19 protein-coding genes and 1 riboswitch are annotated in these 22,161 nt (G+C 29.6%); of the genes, 16 read left to right on the top strand and 3 right to left on the bottom strand.

The genetic code is table 11. The features are described from left to right. The first annotated feature begins 238 nt into the window (after positions 1 to 238). From COL3_RS15920 to COL3_RS15940, 5 genes are all read left to right on the top strand, one after another. The gene (locus COL3_RS15920) at positions 239 to 1,828 is read left to right on the top strand and encodes a PTS transporter subunit EIIC (RefSeq protein WP_008425311.1); all 1,590 of its coding nucleotides are present in this window, start codon (positions 239 to 241) and stop codon (positions 1,826 to 1,828) included. Between the two features lie 57 nt (positions 1,829 to 1,885). Next, on the top strand, positions 1,886 to 3,211 hold the full coding sequence (locus tag COL3_RS15925) for a 6-phospho-alpha-glucosidase (RefSeq protein ID WP_008425310.1): 1,326 nt from the start codon (positions 1,886 to 1,888) through the stop codon (positions 3,209 to 3,211). Between the two features lie 8 nt (positions 3,212 to 3,219). Continuing rightward, a complete protein-coding gene (locus COL3_RS15930; protein ID WP_008425309.1) occupies positions 3,220 to 3,705 on the top strand; it encodes a PTS glucose transporter subunit IIA in 486 nt (161 codons plus the stop codon). Positions 3,706 to 4,113: 408 nt separating this feature from the next. Further along, positions 4,114 to 4,866 (top strand): phage replisome organizer N-terminal domain-containing protein, encoded by a 753-nt coding sequence (locus COL3_RS15935; RefSeq protein WP_242982145.1) that lies wholly within the window; start codon positions 4,114 to 4,116, stop codon positions 4,864 to 4,866. Between the two features lie 163 nt (positions 4,867 to 5,029). Beyond that, the gene (locus COL3_RS15940) at positions 5,030 to 7,972 is read left to right on the top strand and encodes a DEAD/DEAH box helicase (protein WP_035283622.1); all 2,943 of its coding nucleotides are present in this window, start codon (positions 5,030 to 5,032) and stop codon (positions 7,970 to 7,972) included. A 274-nt stretch (positions 7,973 to 8,246) separates the two neighbouring features. Here COL3_RS15940 and COL3_RS15945 read toward each other — a convergent pair whose 3' ends face one another. Beyond that, positions 8,247 to 8,570, bottom strand: a complete 324-nt coding sequence (locus COL3_RS15945) for a helix-turn-helix domain-containing protein (RefSeq protein WP_008425306.1) — start codon at positions 8,568 to 8,570, stop codon at positions 8,247 to 8,249. A 200-nt stretch (positions 8,571 to 8,770) separates the two neighbouring features. Between COL3_RS15945 and COL3_RS15950 the strand changes: the two genes are divergently transcribed. Beyond that, positions 8,771 to 9,418: a flavodoxin family protein gene (locus COL3_RS15950; RefSeq protein ID WP_008425304.1), complete on the top strand. Its 648-nt coding sequence runs from the start codon at positions 8,771 to 8,773 to the stop codon at positions 9,416 to 9,418. A gap of 442 nt (positions 9,419 to 9,860) precedes the next feature. Here COL3_RS15950 and COL3_RS15955 read toward each other — a convergent pair whose 3' ends face one another. Next, positions 9,861 to 10,712: an aldo/keto reductase gene (locus COL3_RS15955; RefSeq protein WP_008425302.1), complete on the bottom strand. Its 852-nt coding sequence runs from the start codon at positions 10,710 to 10,712 to the stop codon at positions 9,861 to 9,863. A 591-nt stretch (positions 10,713 to 11,303) separates the two neighbouring features. Here COL3_RS15955 and COL3_RS15960 point away from each other — a divergent pair. Continuing rightward, positions 11,304 to 11,696, top strand: coding sequence for a MerR family transcriptional regulator (locus COL3_RS15960; protein WP_008425300.1), 393 nt, complete (start codon positions 11,304 to 11,306; stop codon positions 11,694 to 11,696). A gap of 638 nt (positions 11,697 to 12,334) precedes the next feature. Here COL3_RS15960 and COL3_RS15970 read toward each other — a convergent pair. After that, on the bottom strand, positions 12,335 to 12,736 hold the full coding sequence (locus COL3_RS15970) for a helix-turn-helix domain-containing protein (protein ID WP_008425294.1): 402 nt from the start codon (positions 12,734 to 12,736) through the stop codon (positions 12,335 to 12,337). A 263-nt stretch (positions 12,737 to 12,999) separates the two neighbouring features. Here COL3_RS15970 and COL3_RS15975 point away from each other — a divergent pair, with 263 nt between their 5' ends. The 9 genes from COL3_RS15975 (at position 13,000) to COL3_RS16010 (ending at position 22,098) form a co-directional block, all read left to right on the top strand. Next, positions 13,000 to 13,695 carry a glycosyltransferase family 2 protein gene (locus COL3_RS15975; protein WP_008425292.1) on the top strand — a complete coding sequence of 232 codons (696 nt, stop codon included), beginning with the start codon at positions 13,000 to 13,002 and terminating at the stop codon, positions 13,693 to 13,695. A gap of 19 nt (positions 13,696 to 13,714) precedes the next feature. Further along, a complete protein-coding gene (locus COL3_RS28845) occupies positions 13,715 to 13,864 on the top strand; it encodes a hypothetical protein (protein ID WP_008425290.1) in 150 nt (49 codons plus the stop codon). Further along, positions 13,861 to 14,205 (top strand): transporter, encoded by a 345-nt coding sequence (locus COL3_RS15980; RefSeq protein ID WP_008425289.1) that lies wholly within the window; start codon positions 13,861 to 13,863, stop codon positions 14,203 to 14,205. Before COL3_RS28845 ends, COL3_RS15980 begins: the two co-directional genes overlap by 4 nt. Before the next feature lie 11 nt (positions 14,206 to 14,216). Next, complete coding sequence (locus COL3_RS15985) at positions 14,217 to 15,482, top strand: glycosyltransferase family 39 protein (protein WP_008425287.1); 1,266 nt, start codon at positions 14,217 to 14,219, stop codon at positions 15,480 to 15,482. Further along, complete coding sequence (locus COL3_RS15990) at positions 15,483 to 16,181, top strand: response regulator transcription factor (RefSeq protein ID WP_008425285.1); 699 nt, start codon at positions 15,483 to 15,485, stop codon at positions 16,179 to 16,181. An 11-nt stretch (positions 16,182 to 16,192) separates the two neighbouring features. Next, complete coding sequence (locus COL3_RS15995; protein WP_008425283.1) at positions 16,193 to 17,572, top strand: HAMP domain-containing sensor histidine kinase; 1,380 nt, start codon at positions 16,193 to 16,195, stop codon at positions 17,570 to 17,572. A 369-nt stretch (positions 17,573 to 17,941) separates the two neighbouring features. Beyond that, entirely contained in the window at positions 17,942 to 19,060 is a 1,119-nt protein-coding gene (gene rodA / locus COL3_RS16000; RefSeq protein WP_008425281.1) for a rod shape-determining protein RodA, read from the top strand. 114 nt (positions 19,061 to 19,174) lie between these two features. After that, positions 19,175 to 19,990, top strand: a complete 816-nt coding sequence (locus tag COL3_RS16005) for an undecaprenyl-diphosphate phosphatase (RefSeq protein ID WP_008425279.1) — start codon at positions 19,175 to 19,177, stop codon at positions 19,988 to 19,990. Between the two features lie 245 nt (positions 19,991 to 20,235). Next, positions 20,236 to 20,318: riboswitch (cyclic di-GMP riboswitch) on the top strand. A gap of 58 nt (positions 20,319 to 20,376) precedes the next feature. After that, the gene (locus COL3_RS16010; RefSeq protein ID WP_008425277.1) at positions 20,377 to 22,098 is read left to right on the top strand and encodes a methyl-accepting chemotaxis protein; all 1,722 of its coding nucleotides are present in this window, start codon (positions 20,377 to 20,379) and stop codon (positions 22,096 to 22,098) included. Positions 22,099 to 22,161: the final 63 nt, after the last annotated feature.

Raw genomic sequence — 22,161 nt, forward strand, 5'->3', positions numbered from 1 at the left:
CAAATCTATGATTTGGTGTGAATCGCTTACTCAGCGAGCGTATGCGAGTCGAGCTTTCCTTGATGGAAAATAGGCTTGGCAGATGGACTTGTTATTTTTTGGAATGTGCCTAATTTAAGAAACCTGTTATCTTTTATGCTAACAGGTTTCTTAATGTCTAAAATCTATTTCAATTAAATGAAAACGTATATATAATGAGCCTATGAAAGACACAATAATTTAATAAGAGGTGGAAATTATGAAGGATAAAATTATGAATGCTATGCAAAGATTTTCTAAAGCTATGTTTATTCCAGTATTAATACTTCCAATTGTAGGTATACTAATAGCCTTTGGAAATATCTTTACAAATGCCAAGTTAGTAGAATATGCACCGTTTCTAAAAAACGATATAATATTTGGATTTGGTAAAATACTATCAGGTTCTTTGGTACCTATACTATCAAATCTTGGAATAATATTCTGTGTTGGGTTAGCAGTGGGACTTGCAAAAGAGAAAAAGGCAGAATCAGGATTCACATCAGTTTTAGTTTATCTAATATTTAATAATGCTATGAATATTTTCCTTAGTTTATCAGGAAAATTAGTTCCAGCAGATCAGTTAAGAGGATCTGGTCAGGCAGTTGTACTTGGTACTCAAGTTTTAGACATGGGAGTTTTTTTAGGAATAATTTTAGGAATAGTTGTAGCTTATGTTCATAACAAGTATTGCAAAAAAGAATTTAATGGAGCATTTCAAATATATGGTGGTTCAAGATTAGTATTTTTAATATTAATCCCAGTAGTAGTTATACTAGCAGTTATTCTTTCTTATGTTTGGCCATCAGTACAATGGGGAATATCAAGTTTAGGATACTATATACAAAAGAGCGGTAACTTCGGAATATTCATATACGGAATGTTAGAAAGACTTCTAATTCCAACAGGCTTACATCACTTAGTATATACTCCATTCTTATATAGTCAGCTTGGGGGAATAGAAACTATAGGAGGTAAAACAATTGAAGGAGCAAGAAATATTTACTTTGCACAAATTGCAGATCCTTCAGTTAAAGTTTTATCTAGTACAGTTATATGGGATGCTAGAGGATTATCAAAAATGTTTGGTTTAGTAGGGGCTTGTTTAGCACTTTATCACACAGCTGATCCTGATAAGAAAAAGAAAGCTAGAGCTATACTTATACCTGCAGCAATTACATCAATAATAGCTGGTGTTACAGAGCCTATTGAATTTTCTTTCTTGTTTACAGCACCAATATTATTTGGAGTGCACGCAGTATTAAGCGGGCTTGGAATGGTAGCTCTAAACATACTAAACGTAAGAGCTATAGCACCTAATGGATTTATAGATTTCTTGCTTTATAACTTACCATTGGGTATAGAAAAAACAGGCTGGCCAATGTTCATTTTAGTAGGTATAGTACAATTTGCAGTTTACTACGTAATATTTAGATTCCTAATAGTCAAGCTTAACTTAAAGACTACTGGAAGAGAAGACAATACCGAGGAAGTTAAACTTTATACTAAGCAAGACTATAAGGAAAAAGTAGCAGGGGAACAAGGTACAGGAGATAAAGCTTCAGGAAATGAAGCACTTGTAATAATAGAGGCCCTAGGAGGAAAAGAAAATATTAAAAAAGTAGATAATTGTTTCACAAGATTAAGATTAATTCTCGATGATACATCAAAGGTAAATGAAGCTATGTTAAAAGGAACAGGGGCTACTGGCGTAGTTAAAAAAGGAGAAAATGTTCAAGTAGTATACGGATTACATGTAACTAGAATTAGATCTATAGTAGATGAAGCACTAGGAATCATAGGAGAATAATACAACTCACAGAAATAGTTGAAGAATAATATAAATTAGAGGAAAGAGGTAATATATATGAAAAAACATTCTATTGTTATTGCAGGAGGAGGAAGTACATTCACTCCAGGAATAGTTATGATGCTATTAGATAATCTACACCGTTTTCCAATTAGAAAATTAAAATTATATGATAATGACGGCGATCGTCAAAGTGTTATTGGTAAGGCTTTAGATATTGTATTAAAAGAAAATGCACCAGATATTGAATTTTCTTATACAACAGATCCTAAAGAAGCATTTACAGATGTCGACTTCTGTATGGCACATATACGTGTTGGAAAATATGAAATGCGTGAAAAGGATGAAAAAATTCCGTTAAAGTATGGAGTACTTGGACAAGAAACTTGCGGGCCAGGTGGAATTGCTTATGGAATGAGAAGTATAGGAGGCATGCTGGAATTAATAGATTTAATGGAAAAATATTCGCCAAACTGTTGGATGTTAAACTACTCTAATCCAGCATCAATTGTAGCTGAGGCTTGCCGTAGATTAAATCCAAATTCAAAGGTGTTAAATATTTGTGATATGCCGGTAGGGACTCTTCGTCGTATGGCTGGTATTGTAGATTTAGAACCAAGTGATTTAGAAGTTAAATACTTTGGGTTAAACCACTTTGGATGGTGGACTAGCGTTAAGGATAAACAAGGTAATGACTTAACAGATAGGATTAAAGCATATGTTGTAGAAAATGGATACTTAACAGTAAAAGAAGTGGAGACACAACACACTGACCCAAGTTGGCAGGAAACTCATAAGAAAGCAAAAGATTTATTAGCAGTAGATCCAAGATTTTTACCAAATACTTATTTAAAATATTATCTATATCCTGATTATGTTGTAGAACACTCCAATGCAGAATATTCTAGAGCAAATGAGGTTATGGATGGAAGGGAGAAAGATGTATTTAATGCAGCACGAGCTATTGCAAAAGCAGGAACGGCTAAAGGTGGAGAATTCCATATTGATGCTCATGCTACCTTTATAGTGGATTTAGCAAGAGCAATTGCTTATAACACTCACGAAAGAATGCTGTGTATTGTAGAAAATAAGGGTGCAATTTCTAATTTTGATCCAACGGCTATGGTTGAGGTTCCGTGCATTGTTGGAAGTGATGGACCAGAGCCTTTAGCTCAAGGAGAAATTCCACAATTCCAAAAGGGATTAATGGAGCAGCAGGTATCAGTAGAAAAATTAGTTGTTGAAGCATGGATTGAAAATAGTTATCAAAAATTATGGCAGGCACTTACTTTATCTAAGACTGTACCAAGTGCCAGAGTTGCTAAATTATTATTAGACGATCTTATTGTAGCAAATAAAGGCTACTGGCCTGAATTAAAGTAGAGGTATACATGTTTAAGAATTTATTTGATAAAAATAAGAATAAAGTATTTTATGCTTTTGCTGATGGTGTAAGTGTTGACCTAAGCGAGGTTAATGATGAAGTGTTCTCACAAAAAATAATGGGGGAAGGAATCGCTATTAAACCAAGTGAAGGGAAAATATATTCACCTTGTGATGGATCTATAGCAGCAGTTATGAAAGAAAGTGGACATGCTGTTGGTATCAGAACAAAAGATGGAGTAGGATTTCTTATACATGTTGGAATTGATACAGTAGCTTTAAATGGAGAAGGTTTTGAAGTGCACTGTGAAGAAGGAAAAGCAGTAAAAAAAGGTGATCTTCTTTTAAGCTTTGACAGGAACTTTATTAAAGAAAAAGGATTAGATGATATTACTATGCTGGTAATCTCTGAGCCTAACAATCATAAGATTGTGAAATTCAATACTGGTATGAGTGTGAAGGCTAAGGAAGAGATTTTGTTGGAATATAATTAGCATAAAAATCACATTAAAAATAAATTGAATGCCTCACTACCCCAAAATTAAGCATTCTTATATAGCGCTACAATTCAATCTAATAGCTTTAGAAACTATATAGGAGAAGCTTAGTGTTACAGCACTAGGCTTTTTTTAATTATTTTACAAAAAATATATCAAGAAAATTACTTTCTACTAAAATAAAACCCGGTAATATATTTTCAAGAATTTATTAAAAAATTTATAAATACATTGTTATTTTATAAAGTAAACCATATATCCTAATTGTAAAGAATATAGAAATAAAAATTTTAAGGGGAATGATTAATATGAGAGAAAGAAGATATGCACCTTTAAAAAGAGCAGCTATGCTGCATGTGAGAACATTTGTGGATTAACTTGCTAGTATATAAATTATGAAAGGAAATGATAAAAGTGAGAGAAAGAAGATATGTTAGATTAAGAGTTGATATGTTTGAAGATACAAAATTTAAAATAATAGATAGAATGCCTGAAAGGGATGTTATTCACTATATTTGGGCTAGGATTGTAACTTTAGCTGGTAAGATTAATTTAGAAGGTAATTTATATATGTCAAAAAACATCCCATATACAGTAGATACTTTGGCTATAGAATTTAATAGAGATGTAAATCAAGTGAAATTAGCATTGGATACATTTATAAAATTAGAAATGGTGGAAGTTACTGAAGAGAATATTTATAAAGTAAAGAATTTTGCAAAGCATCAAAATATTAAAGTTAAAGCAAAGGACAAAGAAGAAGAGATAAAGAAAGAAGAGAGTCATTTAAAAAGTGAAGAATCTAATAAAGTTAATATGAATATTGATAATCAAAAATTAGAAAATAAAGAAAAAGAGATTGATAATAATTCAAGCGAGAAACAAGATGAGAAGGGAGAAAAAAATAACATTAATGATGGAAAGGTAGATTTAGAATTTGTCAACACAGATGTTAATCAGGATAATAACAGCCTGCAAAGTACTCCTATACTTTTAGAAATGAAAAAGAGTAAGAAATTAAATAAGCGGGGAAGAAAAGATATGGATATTAAAATTACCGATGAGGAAGTTAATGATGATAGTATAATTAGTATGTACGAAGGAGATGCAAGGCCCTTAGGAGAAGGTGAAAGTGTAGTCAGTGAGTGGGCTTTTTAAGTAATTTGTGCAGTTAAACGGTTGGAAGTTTCTATGTTATAATATTATCTATGGAAAACGTGATTATTTTTATAAATGGGCGAGAAGATCTAAGCGATCACAAAAAAGTAGATTAAAAGAGTATATAAAACCACATAGTCTTACGGCTGAAAGGAGTGATTCTTTGAAACTGAATGAATTGAAAGCAATAGTATTTAAGTCTGCCACGAGTGTTATGAAAAAAGAAGGGGAAGAGGCTTTTAATAATGGCTTAGTCACCTATTTTAAAGGCAAGAAGATAGAGAATATATATCACATTTATGGTAGAGTGAAAGATAAAAGTAAATTCAAAGAGTTTAACACTCACATTAAAATTAATCTACAGAAGAAAAAGTTAGATGGAGCAAAATGTTCTTGTGATGAGTTCAAGGAATTTGCTTCAAACGGATATAACTTCATGTGTAGCCACATAACTGCAACTAGCTATAAATTTTTTAGTTTACTATCAAAAGGGAATAGTGAGACAAGAGAGGATTCAGAAAATAACATTGTAGAAAAGTATAAAATATGGGGGAATAGTGAAACCACTCGGCTTATTAGAAAAACAGAAAAAGAATCTGAATATTATGAAGTGCTGACAGCATCAAGAAGCGAAAAACTTATACTTAAGCCTAATGACTTAAGAGGATTTTTAGAAGTAATAGATAATAGAAAAATCAAATTTAAGTTTGAGCATATAGAATTTACGGTACCGATTTTTCATAGGGATATGCCTATAACCTTTAACTTAAAAGAAGATAATGAGAAAATGGTTTTATCAACCCATAAGCAGCTTCCTGTACCACTAAATTCAAATAATGATGTTTATTACTTTAAAAATGAACTTTATCTGCCTTCAAAAAAGCAGAGTGATAATTATGTAACTTTACATGAAAAACTTAAAGCTCATGGAGAAATTGTTTATAGGAAGGATATACACAACTATGTTAAACTCATTTTAATTCTAAGCAATATTACAGAAAATATTAATATTGGAGAGAGCTTAAGGAGTTTAGTATCACATTCTTTAAAACCTGAATTATTGGTATTTGAGGAGGATGGAAAAGTTTATTGTGATGTAATAGTAAATTATGGTGGCAGAAAAGTTAATATATTAAATAAGAATAGTAGAGAAGATAATTTTATAAGAGATCGTAGGAAAGAAGAGAAACTTCTCTTAGAAATGGAAAAAAGAAACTTTATAAAGCTGAAAAATAGATTTATGTTTACAGGTGAAGATGAGGAACTATTTAATCTGTTAAAAGGAATAGAAGATAGCATTCAAGCACTGGGAAAGATTACTTTAGGCAAAGGGCTTAATAATAAAAAAATATACACATTAGAACATATAAAAGCGGATTTATTTGAGGCAGATGGAGAATATAATTTTTCTTATAAAATAGGAAATTTAGAAGTAAATGAGCTAAATAGTGCATTTGAGGCTTATAGAAATAAGAGTAAGTTTTACAAAACAAGGAACAATGACTTTTTAGATTTTGAAGACGACAATGTAAGAGGGTTTTTCAATATTTTTGAAGTTTTAAATATTAGCGAGAACCTAGTAGATGGAATGGTTAAAGTAGAAAAAGCCAAAGCATTATATTTATATGAAAATATAACTAATAAGAGATTGGGGATTATTAAAAGTTCTGAAGAGTTAAAGGAAATGGAAAATAAGTTATCCAACATAAATAATAGAAAAATAGCTTTACCAGATACGTTTGTTGGGGAACTTAGAGACTATCAGATGAAGGGCTTTAAATGGTTTAAAACCATAAGTGAATTAGGCTTTGGTGGTATACTTGCTGATGAAATGGGTTTAGGGAAGACAATACAAACTATTGCATTTTTGCTTTCAGAAAAAAGTAAAAGAACCCTCATCGTTTGTCCTACTTCCTTAATTTATAATTGGAAAGATGAATTTCAGAAGTTTGCTCCAAGCTTAGAGGTGCTAATTGTACATGGAGCACAAAGAATTGAAACAATAAATAATACTCGTGATTATGATGTAATCTTAACTACCTACGGAACTTTGAGATTAGATATAAATTACTATGAAGATATTATCTTTGATTACTGTATCATTGATGAAGGACAAAACATAAAGAATGCTTCAGCTCAGAACACAAAAGTTATAAAAGAAATCAAAGCTAAAACAAGGTTTGCTTTAACTGGGACACCTATTGAAAATAATTTAACAGAGCTTTGGTCTATCTTTGATTTTATTATGCCAGGCTACTTGTACTCCAAAGAAGTATTTATAGAGAAATTCATTTCAAAAGGAAAAGATAATTTAGAAAACCTTAAACTTTTAATAAAGCCATTTATTCTAAGGCGGACTAAAAAAGAGGTAATGAAGGAACTTCCAGATAAAGTAGAAAAGAAGCTTTTAGTTGAAATGACAGCTTCCCAAAAGGCTCTATACAGTAATTATATTAAAAGAGTAAAGAATGTAATGAAGAATAATAATGAAGGGAAAATTGAGATCCTTTCATATTTAACTAAGCTTAGACAAATATGTTTAGATCCTTCGCTTATAGTTGAAGATTATAATGGTGGAAGTGGGAAACTAGAAGTGGCAGTCGATATAATTAAAGAACATATTTATTCTGGCAATAAAGTTCTCTTATTTTCACAGTTTACTTCAGCTTTAGATAAAATTGGAGAACGCTTAAATAAAGAAGAAATTGACTTCTTTCACTTACAAGGAAGTACGAGACCAAAAGATAGAATTAAACTTGTGAAAGATTTTAACAGCAGTGAATCCGCAAAGGTATTTTTAATTTCACTAAAAGCTGGGGGCACGGGCCTTAATTTAACTTCAGCCAATCTAGTTATTCACTTTGATCCATGGTGGAATCCAGCAGTTGAAGATCAGGCAACGGATAGAGCCCATAGAATTGGTCAAGAGAATATAGTGGAGGTAATTAGGTTAGTTGCTAAAGGAACTATAGAAGAAAAGATTATATTGCTGCAGGAAGATAAGAAAGATCTTATTAATGATATTCTAACTGGAGAACTTCAAAATAGCAGTTTGCTTAGCAGTTTGTCAAAGGAAGATTTGATTCAGTTGTTTGATAGGGAGTGAAATTTGATTTATTAAAGTAACATAAATATTGGTGTATGGAGGTTATATGCGCCTCTCCTCCACCATGAAACCCACGAAAATCTAAAATTTGGATTTTCGTGGGTTGTTTTATGTATATTATATCATCTTGATATTTTTAAATATTATAAAAGAAAAAAGTATTCTAAGACTTGGCATTATTCTTTATTTTGGAGAAACTATAAAATGAGATATACTAATGTTCTAGTTGTATAAAACTTAAGTAACTATGTATAATTTAATTTTTGTTACTAATTTATAATTGTTTCTTTATCCATTCATCAAGACCCTTCAATAAAGGAAGTAATTCCTTACCTTTTTCTGACAATGAATATTCCACCCGAGGAGGCATTTCTAAGTATTGTACACGATCTATTATTTGATAATGCTCTAATTCATTCAAACAGTTACTCAGAGACATATTAGTAATTCCATCTAATTTTCTTTTTAATTCATTAAAACGTACTACATCGTTCATGCTTAATATGCATAGTATAGGTAACTTCCACTTACCACCAAGTACTTGCAACAAATATTGTACAGGGGTGGTTATAGGATTATCAATTTTTCTATTTTTCATAAATAAGCTCCTTTAGTCAAGTTTAATATACTTAGTCAAAATAAATTGCGTACTAGTATATTTTTGATTTAGTAATATAATTATATCATAAAGTAAAAAATAATATTACTACATAAGTAACAATAAAAAATCTTATTAAAACCATAAAAGTATGTAGTATTATTTATTTAATAACTGCAATTAATAAAGGAGTGAAAATAATGAAAATTATTGCTATTAACGGTAGCCCACGAAAAACTTGGAATACTGCAACCTTATTAAACAAAGCTCTTGAAGGGGCAGCTTCACAAGGAGCAGATACTGAACTTATTCATCTTAATGATTTAAAATACAGGGGTTGCATTAGTTGCTTTGCTTGTAAAAGAAAAGATGGACAACATGGAAAATGTGCAATGAAGGATGACTTAACAGATATTCTTGAAAAATTAGAAACAGCAGATGCTATTATATTTGGTTCACCTATTTATTACATGAGTATTACAGCTGGAATGAATGCACTTTTAGAACGTTTTTTATATTCACATAGCATATATAGTTCAAAAGTACCAACAGTTTATCCTAGAAAAATCAGAGCTGGATTTATTTATACTATGAATGCAACAGAAAAGCAAATTGAACAATTTGGACTTAAGCAAAGCTTAAGTTTACGTGAAAATATGATTGCAAAAACCATAGGAAGACCACTTGAATCATTATATAGTTGTGATACTTATCAATTTTCTGATTATGATAAATATGAGTCATCTTTGTTTTCTAAAGAAGCTAAGGCAAAACAAAAATCTGAGCAATTTCCAATTGATTGTCAAAAGGCTTTTAAAATGGGTATAACGCTGGCTACAAATGCCTAATAAAGATGTAAAAAAATTATTATAATTTAGATTAAAGTAATAATAATTTAACTTATATGCAGGATTTAGTTGCATTAATATTTACACCTATAATGAATGGAAAATTAACTAAACTTGATAGAATAATAAAATCAATAAGTAATTAGATAAATCTTAAAAGATATCTTAAAAGGTATCCTTTAAGATAAAAAGGTGTTATCACTTTTTACTGATACGGGGAGTCGTATGCCTTAATTGGCACGTACAGATCTGTGAGGGGAAAAGTCCGTGAGGGCTTTTTCTACTCGACTACCACAAGTAACGGAGGTTTTTATATGATGGTTCGAAGTGGCTTCCTGCTCAAACTTCCCATTATAATAACTCAGGTGGAGTTTTCTGATAAAAAAGCAGGAGATTTAAATCTAAACTTCCTGCTTTTTAAATAATATGACAATTTTATTAATTATTCATGAATCTTTTTTCTATTCATAGCTTTTACAAATTCTGGTTCATCCCGATTGCCTACAAGGCCTTGTTTCTTATCCATAGATGTAATTAAAGCCATATCTTGTTCACTTAATTGAAAATCCCAAATATTAAAGTTTTCTTGAATACGTTCTTTATGAGCTGATTTTGGAATAGTTATAACTCCTCGCTGAATGTGCCAGCGTAAAATAACCTGTGAAATTGTTTTGTTATATTTCTGACCAATTGCAGAAAGAATTTCATTTTTGAAAATATCTTTTTGTCCTGCTGCAAACGGTCTGGACGATTCAATCTGAACATTAAACTCATCCATTATGATTTTTTCTTCTATCCGCTGACAGAATGGATGTGTTTCTACTTGATTAATTGCTGGAACAACTTCATTATTTAAAATTAAGTCAATCAAACGACCACTGTTAAAATTTGAAACACCAATTGTTCTAATTTTGCCCTCTTTGTAGAGCTCTTCCATAGCGCGCCATGAACCATAGTAATCATTATATGGTTGGTGAATTAAATATAAATCAAGATAATCAAGATGTAAATTTTTTAGAGATGTATAAAATGCTTTTTTAGTATTATCGTAACCAGCATCCTGAACCCATAGCTTAGTAGTAATAAAAAGCTCTTCTCTAGAAATTCCACTGCGTTCAATTGCTTTGCCTACAGCTGCTTCATTAATATAAGCAGCAGCAGTATCAATTAAGCGATAACCAGCTACAATTGCATCGTAGACACATTGTTCACATTCTTTTTCATCTTCAAGCTGAAAAACTCCAAAACCCAAAATAGGCATTTCAACACCATTATTTAAAATAACTTTTTTCATTTTAATATCCTCCTTGCGATTTTGTACTTTAAGCACAAAATAACTTTAATTCATTCGTGTAACCCTAAGTCAATGTTTTTTTACAAATCTAATATAAAAATTATAAAAAAGTTTTGACTTCGCTTAACGAGCATTATAGAATTATTTTAATAAACATGAATATGTACTAAAAGACTATTTCCCATAAGCTAATGATTATTAGAAATAAAAATCTAATAAATTTCAACTTTCTAAAGGTTTTGGGAGTACTCAAAGAAATTTACGGAGGAAATGTTAAATAATATTAATAATAAATCTGTTAAAAACAGAGGACTTGCTACTTCATTATTGTTAGTAAGCTATAACTTAGGTTCATTTATCTATGATCATCGAAAAGATCTCATTGATTAAATCAATCAGAGGAATTTTTTATACAAACGGAATAATCTTAACAGTAATTGTGATATTTTATTCAATAAAAAAAGATATTATTATTCTTGAAGGAAAATCGCTTTAGCTTCTTATAAAATTACAGAATTAAATATTTGATAGTATAAATGTTAATATAAAAAATATTAAGTATTATAAAGAAGATATATTGGAGATGTTAAAATGTACACAATAAAGGAAGTTTCAAAAATGATAAATATGACTGAACACACCATTCGTCACTATACAGATAATGGATTGGTTCCAACAATTAAACGGGATAAAAATAATAATCGCTTATTTGATCAGGAATCAATTGACTGGCTTAACTCCGCAAGATATCTAAGAGCGTGCGGTATGTCAGTTAAAGAAGTAAAATACTATATCAATTTATATTTACATGGTGACTCTACTATACCTGAAAGATATGAAATAATATCGAAACAAAAACAATTGGTTGAAATCCAACTTCAAGAAACTTCTAAGAGATACCAGTTTATTAAAGCAAAAGAAAAACGTTATTCAAATATCCTTAAACAATATCTTGATGATAATACCAATTCAAATAACTTATAATTATAATTAATATTTCTACTGTGAATTAATGATAATATTACTGATTTTGATCAAAATCTCTGCAAAGTATTATTGGGTATGTTTAATAAAGTTGAAGTATCAAATGGCATTTTGAAATATATATTATTATGATAGAAGATCTTGCATTGAAAAGATGGTAAGAGTATTCTATTTCCAGGAGGCAATGAAAATGATAAAATTTTATAAAAAGAATAGTTAGAAAAACTAAAAAATTATGTGTAATAGAGCAAAAACTAAAGGGACAAAAGGGAATACTTTGAAAATATAACATTAAAATTAAGTTACACTGAAGATAAGTAATTATAAGCTGAAATGTAGTAAAATAGTGGGTTAAACATGTATCATTATAGCTGAATGAACGTGAAGAAATATATGAGTGGTATACCGCTGGGAGTACCAATGTATAAAGAGAAAGGGGCTGTCGCATTGAACTGCACCCTGTCAAGTAGACAGATGAAAAAATAAAAATTTATGAAGCTAAGGTCTGATTTCGATATTCAATTGCAGTCAGACCTTTTAAGTTTTTCTGTAATCTTTTTGTATTATAAAAAATTATGTATTCATCAATCGCTTGTCTTAATTCTTCATATGTATAAAATTTTTGTAAATAGTATATCTCACATTCCAGAGTTCCCCAAAAACCTTCCATTAGTCATAATTCTATCTCCTTGCTTATTATGAGATTTAATTGTTTTATGACCATTATACTTCTTAATCCAATCTCTGAGAACACGAGGAGATGAAATTTCATATATACAACATATATTTCTTAAAGAGCCTTTTCCAGCCAGATAATCTTTAACTGCATTAAGTTTAAGCGAATCAGAATAATATTTATTTTTTGTAGAAAACATTAGATTTGCTTCTCCAATATCATTATATATTTTCAACCAGTCATAAAATGTGGCACTATGAATTGCCAACTCATCGCATATCTGTACAACTGCTTTTTCACCTGCTAGATATTCTTTAATTCCTTTCACTTTCTCTTCTAAAGAACATTTCATTTTTCTTAACATTAAAATACCCCCTTTATAGAAACAGTTTTATTATTTTAACTGTCTACTATAAAGGGAGCATATCAAAAAATAGATTTTCGTGGGTTATTTTATTAAAATCAATGAAATGAAAATATCTATGGGAACTTTGGAATTGTTAGTTATTTTTATGTGTCTTAATAAAATATGAACTTCATAATTTCTTCATAAATTTAATAAATAGTTCTTTAATTTTGGTAACTAAAATTAAAATATGCCAGATGAAGGAAGGGGGAGCGAAATAAATGAAATATTTGATTATAGTACCAGCTTATAATGAAGCAAAAAATATATTTAATGTAGTAACTTCAATAAAAAACAATAATATATTTGCAGATGTTGTGGTCATTAATGATGGTTCTAAAGATAATACGTATTCTGAAGCGAAAAGAGCAGGAGCAGAAGTTATAAATTTAAGTGAAAATCTAGGTATTGGAGGAGCTGTTCAGACAGGTTATATTTATGCATTAAAGAAAGGATATGAGGTGGCAGTGCAAATAGATGGTGATGGACAACATGATCCAAAGGATTTAGAAAATTTAATTAAACAAATGGAAGAAAGTAATTTTGATATGATTATAGGCTCAAGGTTTATAGAGAAAACCAATTACATACCAAGTAAATTTAGAGCAATGGGGATAAGATATTTTTCTAAATTAGTTTCTTTACTATGCAGAAGTAACTACTATGATACAACATCTGGTTATAGATTAATAAATAAAAAAGGAATAAGCCTTTTTGCAAAATATTATCCAAAAGACTATCCAGAAGTGGAAACTATAGTATATGCTTGCAAAAATGATCTAAGAGTCAAAGAGATTAGTGTTAATATGAGGCAAAGGTATGAAGGGAAGTCATCTATAACACCAATAAAATCGATTTATTACATGATCAAAGTAACCTTATCAACATTAATAATAGCTAAAAAACAGGTTTATTAGAAAATAAGGAGATTAAGGTATGAATGGAGTAATAATTTTTTTTATAATATTAATTTTTATAATAGCATATTTAATTAAACAAATATATGAGGTCAAGAGAAGATTAGTTAGATTGATACAAGAAAATGCTGTGATTTGGCAACTTATAAAGGAGCAGGAGAATAGATGATGTATTTATTACTATTTATAAACATAATAATGCTGGTTTTAGGTCAAGTATTATGGAAAATTGGTGTAGGAAAAAGTAGCTTTAACTTATCAATTCAAGGAATTATTAATATGTTTTTTAATCCTTACATATTAGGTGGAGGAATTATATATGTGTTTGCTACAATAATTTGGATTTATATATTATCTAAGGAAGAACTAAGCAGGGTATATCCATTACAAAGTTTATGTTATGTAATTGGAATATTAGCTGGAGTTTTAATATTCAAAGAGTGCTTTACACTTAACAAAGGATTAGGAGCAGTATTTATAATAATTGGGACATTAATTATTACAAGGTAAAGGAGAAAATCATGGTTATTGTTTGTGAGGAGGATAAAAGAATAAAACTTGGACTCGCCATTTTAGAAATACTGTTTATAATAGTGGTTCTCATTTCGATTTTCAAATATGGCAATTCCACACTGCTCGGAAGCTTGGAGAATTTTGATAATGATGATGTTAAATATATAAGAAGTGCTTGGAATTTGGTGGAAAATGGAATCTTTTCCTATGAAGATATAAGTAAGTCTACAGTTTATATAATGCCAGGATTAACCTTTATACTTGCATTCTTTGTGCTAATATTTGGGAAGTCTCAAGCTATTGTGGTATTTAGAATATTTCAAGTTGTTCTACAGATATGCAGCCTAAATTTAATATTTCTAATAGGAGGAAGAGTTTTTAATAAGAAGGTAGCTCTAATAGCTTGCGTTATCGATTCAATTTATATTGTTGAGATATATGCTGCAAATCTTATACTTATGGAAGTTACATTTAAGTTTTTAATTTTACTTCTTATATATTTAAGTATTAGAGCAATAGAAACTAAGAGAATAAAATACTATGCACTAGCAGGCATAGTTTGGAGTTTTGGCTGCTTATTTAAACCTACAATAGCAGTTTATCCACTAGTAATACTTATAATTTGGCTTAAGGTTGGGTATAAGCTGAAAGAAATGGTTAAATATGCTAGTATAGTAATAGGGATATTTTGTATTGTAATGTCGCCTTGGTGGGTAAGAAATTACAATAATTTTAATATGTTTATACCATTTACAAAGTCCAGCGGAAATCCTTTTTTACAAGGAACTTTTGTTAATTATAATCAAAGTGGTGGATGGGGCGTTGAGTATAAGAGTAGTGAAGATCTTATACAAAGCAATGAATATGAGATAGAAGCAGGAATAGAAAGATTAAAGATATATGGAAAAGAAGAACCTCTTAAATTTGTTTATTGGTATACCCTAGGAAAGACTTTTTATTTTTGGTATGAACCATTTTATTGGGATAAAATTTTGGGGATAAGATATGGATGGGCTTTTTTTGAACACTATCTCATTTTGGTAACAGCAATTATTGGAATTATTAATAATTTAAAAACCGGAAAGTGGGATTTAAAAAAGCAAATAATTGCATTATCAATAATAGTTATGAATGCAGTGTATCTTCCGTATTACACATACAGCAGATATGCATATCCACTTATGCCCTTAATGATAATTTTTTCAGGTGATTATATTTATTATAAAATATGCAAATACAGAGATTCAAAGACAAGAAAAAGGCAGGTACAATAAATGGAAAAGAAAAAATCTATATTAGTTGTAGATGATGAAAAAGATATAAAAGAAGTTATAGAAATTTATTTGATAAATGAAGGCTTTGAGGTGATTACAGCTTGTGATGGTTTAGAAGCCTTAGAAAAATTGAAAAATAGTGACATAGATTTAATAATTTTAGATATAATGATGCCTAAACTAGATGGCATTAGGACATGCATGAAAATAAGAGAAGAAAAAAAGCTTCCAATAATAATGTTGTCAGCTAAAAGTGAGGATAGTGATAAAATTCTAGGGTTAAATATAGGGGCAGATGATTATGTGGTGAAGCCATTTAATCCTTTAGAACTTGTTGCAAGAGTAAAATCTCAGATAAGAAGGACTACAAGTTTTAATGAACCAAGAGAAGAAAATTGTGATGAGATATGTATAGATGGACTTGTGATAAATACAGCAACTAGAGAAGTATTTGTAGATGGTAAGTTCGTTAGATTAACTCCAAGGGAATTTGAGATAATTAAAGTTTTAGCAACAAACATCGGCAGAGTATTAAGCACTGAACAGATATATGAAAGAGTATGGGATGAACCTTTTTTCAATTCCGATAATACTGTAGCGGTTCATATTAGAAATATAAGAGAGAAGATAGAGATTAATCCGAAAGAGCCTAAATATATAAAGTTAGTCTGGGGTGTTGGATACAAGATTGATAAGTAAGAGGTGGAAGGGTGAAAAATAAAATAATAAGAAGCCTGAGTAGCTTGAACATAAAATTTATATTAATGAATGTTCTGGGTGTGTTAATAATAGTATGTGGCATCTATGGAATTATGTCTTTTTATAACACAAATACTACAGAGGGAAAAATCAATAATTTAAATAGTGCTTTTGTTAAAGCACAGGAATATGTAAATAGAAATGATAAATCATGTGGAGAATACTTAGAAAATGTTGCTGAGTTGTATAATGTAAATGCTGCAGTTATAGATAAGGATGGGAAAATAATATTAAAATCTAAAAATGTTAAAGAAGATAAGCTAGATACTGAAAAAATAAATAAATGGTTTCATAAAGAGTATGCAGATGGTAATTTTTATCAAATGTATTATATTACAATAGATAATAAAACAGAAAAATTATTAATGTGGGACAAGGAACCAATTTATTATAATGATAGGACAATGGTATACATTTTTATGATGCCTGTTATTATAGCAATGCTTCTAACCTTCTTATTAATCAATAGAAAAGTAAAGTATATAAAACAAATAGCGGAAGGTGCAGGAGAATTTTCAAATGGAAATTTGGACTATATAATAAGGAAAAAAGGCAAAGATGAATTGGGCTTTTTAGCGCAAAGCATGAATGATATGGCAAGAAAGCTTAAAGAAAATATAGAGAAGGAAAGAGCTCAGGAAAAGTTTAAAACAGAACTTATAACCAATGTATCTCATGATTTAAGAACTCCTCTGACTTCATTAATAGCATATTTGCAGCTTGTAGAAAACGAAAAAACAACAGAGGAAAATAAAAAGAAATATACTAAAATATCTATTGAAAAAGCTTATAGGCTGAAGCAGCTTATAGAAGATTTATTTGAATATTCAAAATTGGAATGTGGTGGAATTGCTTTAGAAAAAGAAGAAGTAAATATAATAGAAATATTAGAGCAAAGCATAGGGGAATTATTTATAGAAGCTCAAAAAAGAAATATGAATTTAAAAAAGAAATTTAAGAATTCTAAAGTGATTCTAAAGGTTGATTCAGGAAAATTAGGAAGAGTTTTTGAAAATCTATTATCAAATGCAGTAAAGTATGGTGTAGAAGGTACAGAGGTATATGTAAATTTAAAAGAATATAATGAATATGTTGCTATTACATTTGAAAATGAAATAGCAAGTGAATCTTTAGATGATACATTAAATCTTTTTGATAGATTTTATAGAGGAGATAAATCTAGAAATTCAAAGGTAAGTGGTTCTGGACTTGGATTGGCTATATCAAAAAATATAGTAGAATTGCACAAAGGAGAAATCTGGGCAGAGTGTGAAAATAATATTTTTAAGATTCATGTAAAGATATATAAAAACTGGAAGAAAGGATTTTAATTGAGCTGCCAGACTCCTATTAGTTATTAACATTTTAGGTAACAAAAAAAATCATACTATGAAAGAGAAATTTTTAAAAGAAATATTCATGCGTCATTTCCCAGGATATGAATTTGAAAATTTAATGGATTCTATAATTAATTTTAGCATCATATGGAATAGCACTTTAATAATAAATAACCTGTTTGAATTGTATTGATAATTAAAGTATATCTAATGTTTGAAAGTTTTTGTTTCTCAAAAGTGAATCTTCTTATGTTAAATATTAAATTAAAATTAAGATTAACTACAAGCAATTGCATATTGCTATTATTTCCTACATAATTAGTTCATATTTTGTTATTTTATTTTCTTTGGGGGAGATTTAGAATGAACAAGTTCTTGATTAATAGAAAACTTCTCAAGCAATTAGATTTTATAATGATTATCACGGCGATTCTTATTACCACTTTTGGAATTATAAATATCTATAGTGTTACGTATTCAAATCTTGGTTTTTATTATGCTAAATTGCAATTTTTGTGGTTAATTATTGGACTAATAATAGTATATTTTATTCTAGTCTTTGATTATAATTCTCTAGGAAGATATTCAAAATTAATTTATTGGTCTGGAATCGCACTCTTATTATTTAATGATGTAACTAGTAAAGCAGTAAAGGGAGCTTCATCTTGGATAAGAATTGGAAATCGAGCCATAGAACCTGGTGAATTTGTAAAGTTTGGATTAATTCTAATTCTTGCAAAAAAATTAGATGATATGGAAGGTAATATAAATAATCCGAAAAATTTCATTACTTTATCATTTTATGCTGGAATTCCAATGTTTTTAATATTAATTCAACCCAACTTAGGAATGACGCTTATTTGTTTTTTTATCACACTAGGAATGTACTTTATTTCTGATTTAAATTTGGAAATTCTTAGAATTGGATTTTTATCTACAATTCCATTAAGCCTCATAATATGGTTTAGTGGTCTTCTAAAGACATATCAAAAAAATAGAATATTGGTATTCTTAAATCCGGATGCGTATCAACAAAATGCAGGCTTTCAATTAATGCAATCTATAATTAGTATAGGATCTGGTGGATTTTGGGGAGAAGGTTTTCTAAAAGGAGTCCATGCACCTGGCGGGTTTATTCCAGAGGTTCATACAGATTTTATATTTGCTATAGTTGGAGAAGAATGGGGGTTGTTAGGTTCTATTTTTCTTCTAATCTTATATAGTATTTTAATTTATAGAATGATTAAGATAGCAAAGAAATCTAAAGATATTATGGGGCGACTTATTTGTGTTGGTACAGCATCTGGCTTCTTGTTCTCCATCTTTCAAAATATTGGCATGACCATTGGTCTTATGCCAGTTGCTGGAATTACTCTTCCATTTATGAGTTATGGTGGAAGTTCAATCCTTGTAAATTTTATGTCATTAGGTCTTGTATTAAATGTTGGTATGAGAAAAAATAAAATTATTTTTGAGAAATAGAAAACTCAAAGCACAAATTCTATACTATAAAAGCATTTTTCTTTGTTATTAGTTGTATATAATATTAATATTATGTTCATATTATATACAAAATTTATTGGAGGTACGTTAAACATGAATATTATTCAAACTATTATCCTTGCTATAGTTCAAGGAATTACAGAATTATTTCCAATCAGTAGTGTAGCACATTCTGTATTAACTCCATATATATTCGGATGGAAACTAGATCCTGTTTTCTTAAAGGAAAACTTTCTTCCATTCGTAGTAATGATGCATTTGGGTACAACGGTAGCACTATTAATCTTCTTTAGACAAGAGTGGATTAATATAATTAAATCGATTTTTAACAGTAAGGATTCAAAGAAATTACTTCTTATTATTATAGTGGGTACCATACCGGCTGCAGTATTGGGTAAAGTATTCGAAAAAAGACTAACCGAAGTATTTAGTAGTGTTACTGTAGCAGCAACATTCTTGATTTTCAATGGTTTACTATTATATTTTGGTGAAAGAGTGCGTTCTAAGGGAACAAAAGATATTGAAGATTTATCATACGGTCAGGCAGTTGTTGTTGGATTATTTCAATCTTTAGCTCTTATTCCAGGCTTCTCAAGATCAGGTGCAAGTATGACTGCAGGCTTTTGGATGGGATTGAAACATGAAGAATCCGCAAGGTTTTCCATGCTTCTTGCAACACCAATAATCGCTGGTGCAGGAATATTAGAAGCACCAAAGTTACTTAAATCAGAAACTCATGGATTACTTATGACATCATTAGCAGGAGGCGTAATAGCAGGGATATTTGCATTTATAAGTGTTTTAATGTTAATGAGATGGTTTAAAAAGAAAGAGATAAATGCTATGAGACCTTTTGCTTACTATTGCTGGATAGTAGGAATATTAGTTTTAGGTACGCATTTGTTATAAACTTATGAAAAATACAACATTTTTTGCGTAATTGCTACGCAGCTAGTACGGCATTATTTCAAAAAAGGGCAATAAATACATTTTCTTAATTTTTAGAAAATAAAAAAAGGAATTAATAGAATTTTGAGATATAAATAAATTTAATCTTTGGTACTGCGTAACCTTACAACATATGTACTTTTGCATAAACATTTGATATAATAAAAATATAAGTGAATTTTATTATATTTTGTAATATTATGTTATGACAAGTTGGAAACTATGATGATTTCTTTTATTTGGGCACCTTAAGAAGTCGGAGTTAGCGGTGCAACCTGCCAACAATTAATTTGTTAATTGTTGACAGGTTTTTTTGTTGGAATTTTAAGTAAAGGTAGGGGTTAAAAATGAATTGGCTTAATAATTTAAAAGTAGGTAAAAAATTAACATTGCTTATACTGTGCTCTTTAATAGGGTTACTTGCAGTAGGGATAACCGGATATTATTTTTTGTCATTATCTAGCAAAAGTATTGATTCTATGTATAATGAAAGATTATTGTCTAGTGAATGGCTAAATGAATCTAGAATACATGCAAGAGCGATTACAGCTGATATCTATAGAATTATGATAACGACTGATAAAAATGAGAATGATAGTTTACTTAAAGATATAGATACTCGCGCTGGAGAATTTAATAATTATATGAACCAGTATAGAAAATTAAATTTAGATTCATTTGAAACAAATAAGCTAAAAGAAATAGATGATAATTTATCTAAGTATAGAGAGGAAAGGAAAATTGTTCTTAGCTTAGCAGCAGAAAATAAAAATCAAGAAGCATATGAGTATTATGAGAAAAACGTTGATACATATGCACAATCTTTTTTAAATGGTTTAATTGAACTGGGTGAGCACGATAGGCAAATAGCTGAAGAAATAAATAATGCTGACAAATCAAATTTTAAAGCTGCAATAGTAACATTTTCAAGTATAGCTATAGCTGCATCAATTCTGATAATTTTACTTGGCGTATTAATAACAAAACGTATTACAAAGAGATTGAACGATTTTGTAGTATTCATAGGTGCTTTAGCACAAGGAGACTTTTCATTAAAGATAAATCCAGAGAATCTTAAAGACAAGAGTGAGTTTGGAATAGTAACAAATGCTTTAGATAAAATGACAAAAAATATTATTGAATTATTAAAGCAATTAGGAAGTACATCAGAGCAATTAGTATTAGCATCAGAAGAGCTAACTGCAAGTGCAGAACAATCTGCGGATGCATCAAATCTTGTTGCTACAGCTGTTACTACCGCAGCAAATGGTGCAGATGATCAACTTTCATTCGCTAATGATACTACCAGAGTAGTTGAAAACATAGCTGATAAAATAAACACAGTGTATGGCAATACAAACTCAGTTTCAACATTAACAGATAATGCTAAAACTTCAGCAACTTCTGGTGAAGAAGCAGTAGAAAAGGCCATAAATCAAATGATAATAATAGAGAAAAAGACCAATGAAACCTCAGCTATTATTAGTGAACTAGAAAAAAAATCAGTTAAGATCGGACAAATTGTTAATGTAATCGAAGGCATATCAGAACAAACTAATCTACTTGCACTAAATGCATCAATAGAATCTGCAAGAGCAGGAGAAGCAGGAAAAGGATTTGCAGTTGTGGCAAGTGAAATTGGAAAATTGGCAGAACAGTCACAGGAAGCAACTAAAGAAATAGCTGAAATTATTAGTGAAGTTCAAAATAAGACCAATAGCGCAGTTTCAGTTATGAATGAAAACTCAAGAGAGGTTGATACAGGAGCAAAGATTGTAAATATTGCAGGTACAAGTTTTCGTGATATACTTCAAATGATAAGAGAGATATCTGAACAAATCCATGCCATATCAAAATCAATTAATGATATAAATATTGGAACTAAAGCATCAGTTATATCAGTAAATAATATTCAAAATATAAGTGTTAAAATATCAGATGAAACACAAACAATATCAGCTGCAGCGGAAGAACAACTTGCATCTGTTGAAGAAATAGCTTCATCTAGTAAAATTTTATCTCAAATGGCTGAAGAGCTTAGAAATATAATAAATAGATTTAAGATTTAAACCATTTAAAAATACTGATAAACTTGTAGTATTAGGTACTGATATAAATTACTCTCACAGAGT

The organism is Clostridium sp. LS (assembly GCF_002760435.1).
GTDB lineage: Bacteria > Bacillota > Clostridia > Clostridiales > Clostridiaceae > Clostridium.

Excerpts from the sequence above, each read along its gene's own strand:
- COL3_RS15960 (WP_008425300.1), top strand. The coding sequence starts at position 11,304 with ATGTACACAATAAAGGAAGTTTCAAAAATGATAAATATGACTGAACAC.
- COL3_RS16010 (WP_008425277.1), top strand. The coding sequence starts at position 20,377 with ATGAATTGGCTTAATAATTTAAAAGTAGGTAAAAAATTAACATTGCTT.
- COL3_RS16005 (WP_008425279.1), top strand. The coding sequence starts at position 19,175 with ATGAATATTATTCAAACTATTATCCTTGCTATAGTTCAAGGAATTACA.
- COL3_RS15945 (WP_008425306.1), bottom strand. The coding sequence starts at position 8,570 with ATGAAAAATAGAAAAATTGATAATCCTATAACCACCCCTGTACAATAT.
- rodA (WP_008425281.1), top strand. The coding sequence starts at position 17,942 with ATGAACAAGTTCTTGATTAATAGAAAACTTCTCAAGCAATTAGATTTT.
- COL3_RS15985 (WP_008425287.1), top strand. The coding sequence starts at position 14,217 with ATGGTTATTGTTTGTGAGGAGGATAAAAGAATAAAACTTGGACTCGCC.
- COL3_RS15980 (WP_008425289.1), top strand. The coding sequence starts at position 13,861 with ATGATGTATTTATTACTATTTATAAACATAATAATGCTGGTTTTAGGT.
- COL3_RS15970 (WP_008425294.1), bottom strand. The coding sequence starts at position 12,736 with ATGTTAAGAAAAATGAAATGTTCTTTAGAAGAGAAAGTGAAAGGAATT.
- COL3_RS15955 (WP_008425302.1), bottom strand. The coding sequence starts at position 10,712 with ATGAAAAAAGTTATTTTAAATAATGGTGTTGAAATGCCTATTTTGGGT.
- COL3_RS15975 (WP_008425292.1), top strand. The coding sequence starts at position 13,000 with ATGAAATATTTGATTATAGTACCAGCTTATAATGAAGCAAAAAATATA.
- COL3_RS15950 (WP_008425304.1), top strand. The coding sequence starts at position 8,771 with ATGAAAATTATTGCTATTAACGGTAGCCCACGAAAAACTTGGAATACT.
- COL3_RS15990 (WP_008425285.1), top strand. The coding sequence starts at position 15,483 with ATGGAAAAGAAAAAATCTATATTAGTTGTAGATGATGAAAAAGATATA.
- COL3_RS15925 (WP_008425310.1), top strand. The coding sequence starts at position 1,886 with ATGAAAAAACATTCTATTGTTATTGCAGGAGGAGGAAGTACATTCACT.
- COL3_RS15920 (WP_008425311.1), top strand. The coding sequence starts at position 239 with ATGAAGGATAAAATTATGAATGCTATGCAAAGATTTTCTAAAGCTATG.
- COL3_RS15930 (WP_008425309.1), top strand. The coding sequence starts at position 3,220 with ATGTTTAAGAATTTATTTGATAAAAATAAGAATAAAGTATTTTATGCT.
- COL3_RS28845 (WP_008425290.1), top strand. The coding sequence starts at position 13,715 with ATGAATGGAGTAATAATTTTTTTTATAATATTAATTTTTATAATAGCA.
- COL3_RS15935 (WP_242982145.1), top strand. The coding sequence starts at position 4,114 with ATGATAAAAGTGAGAGAAAGAAGATATGTTAGATTAAGAGTTGATATG.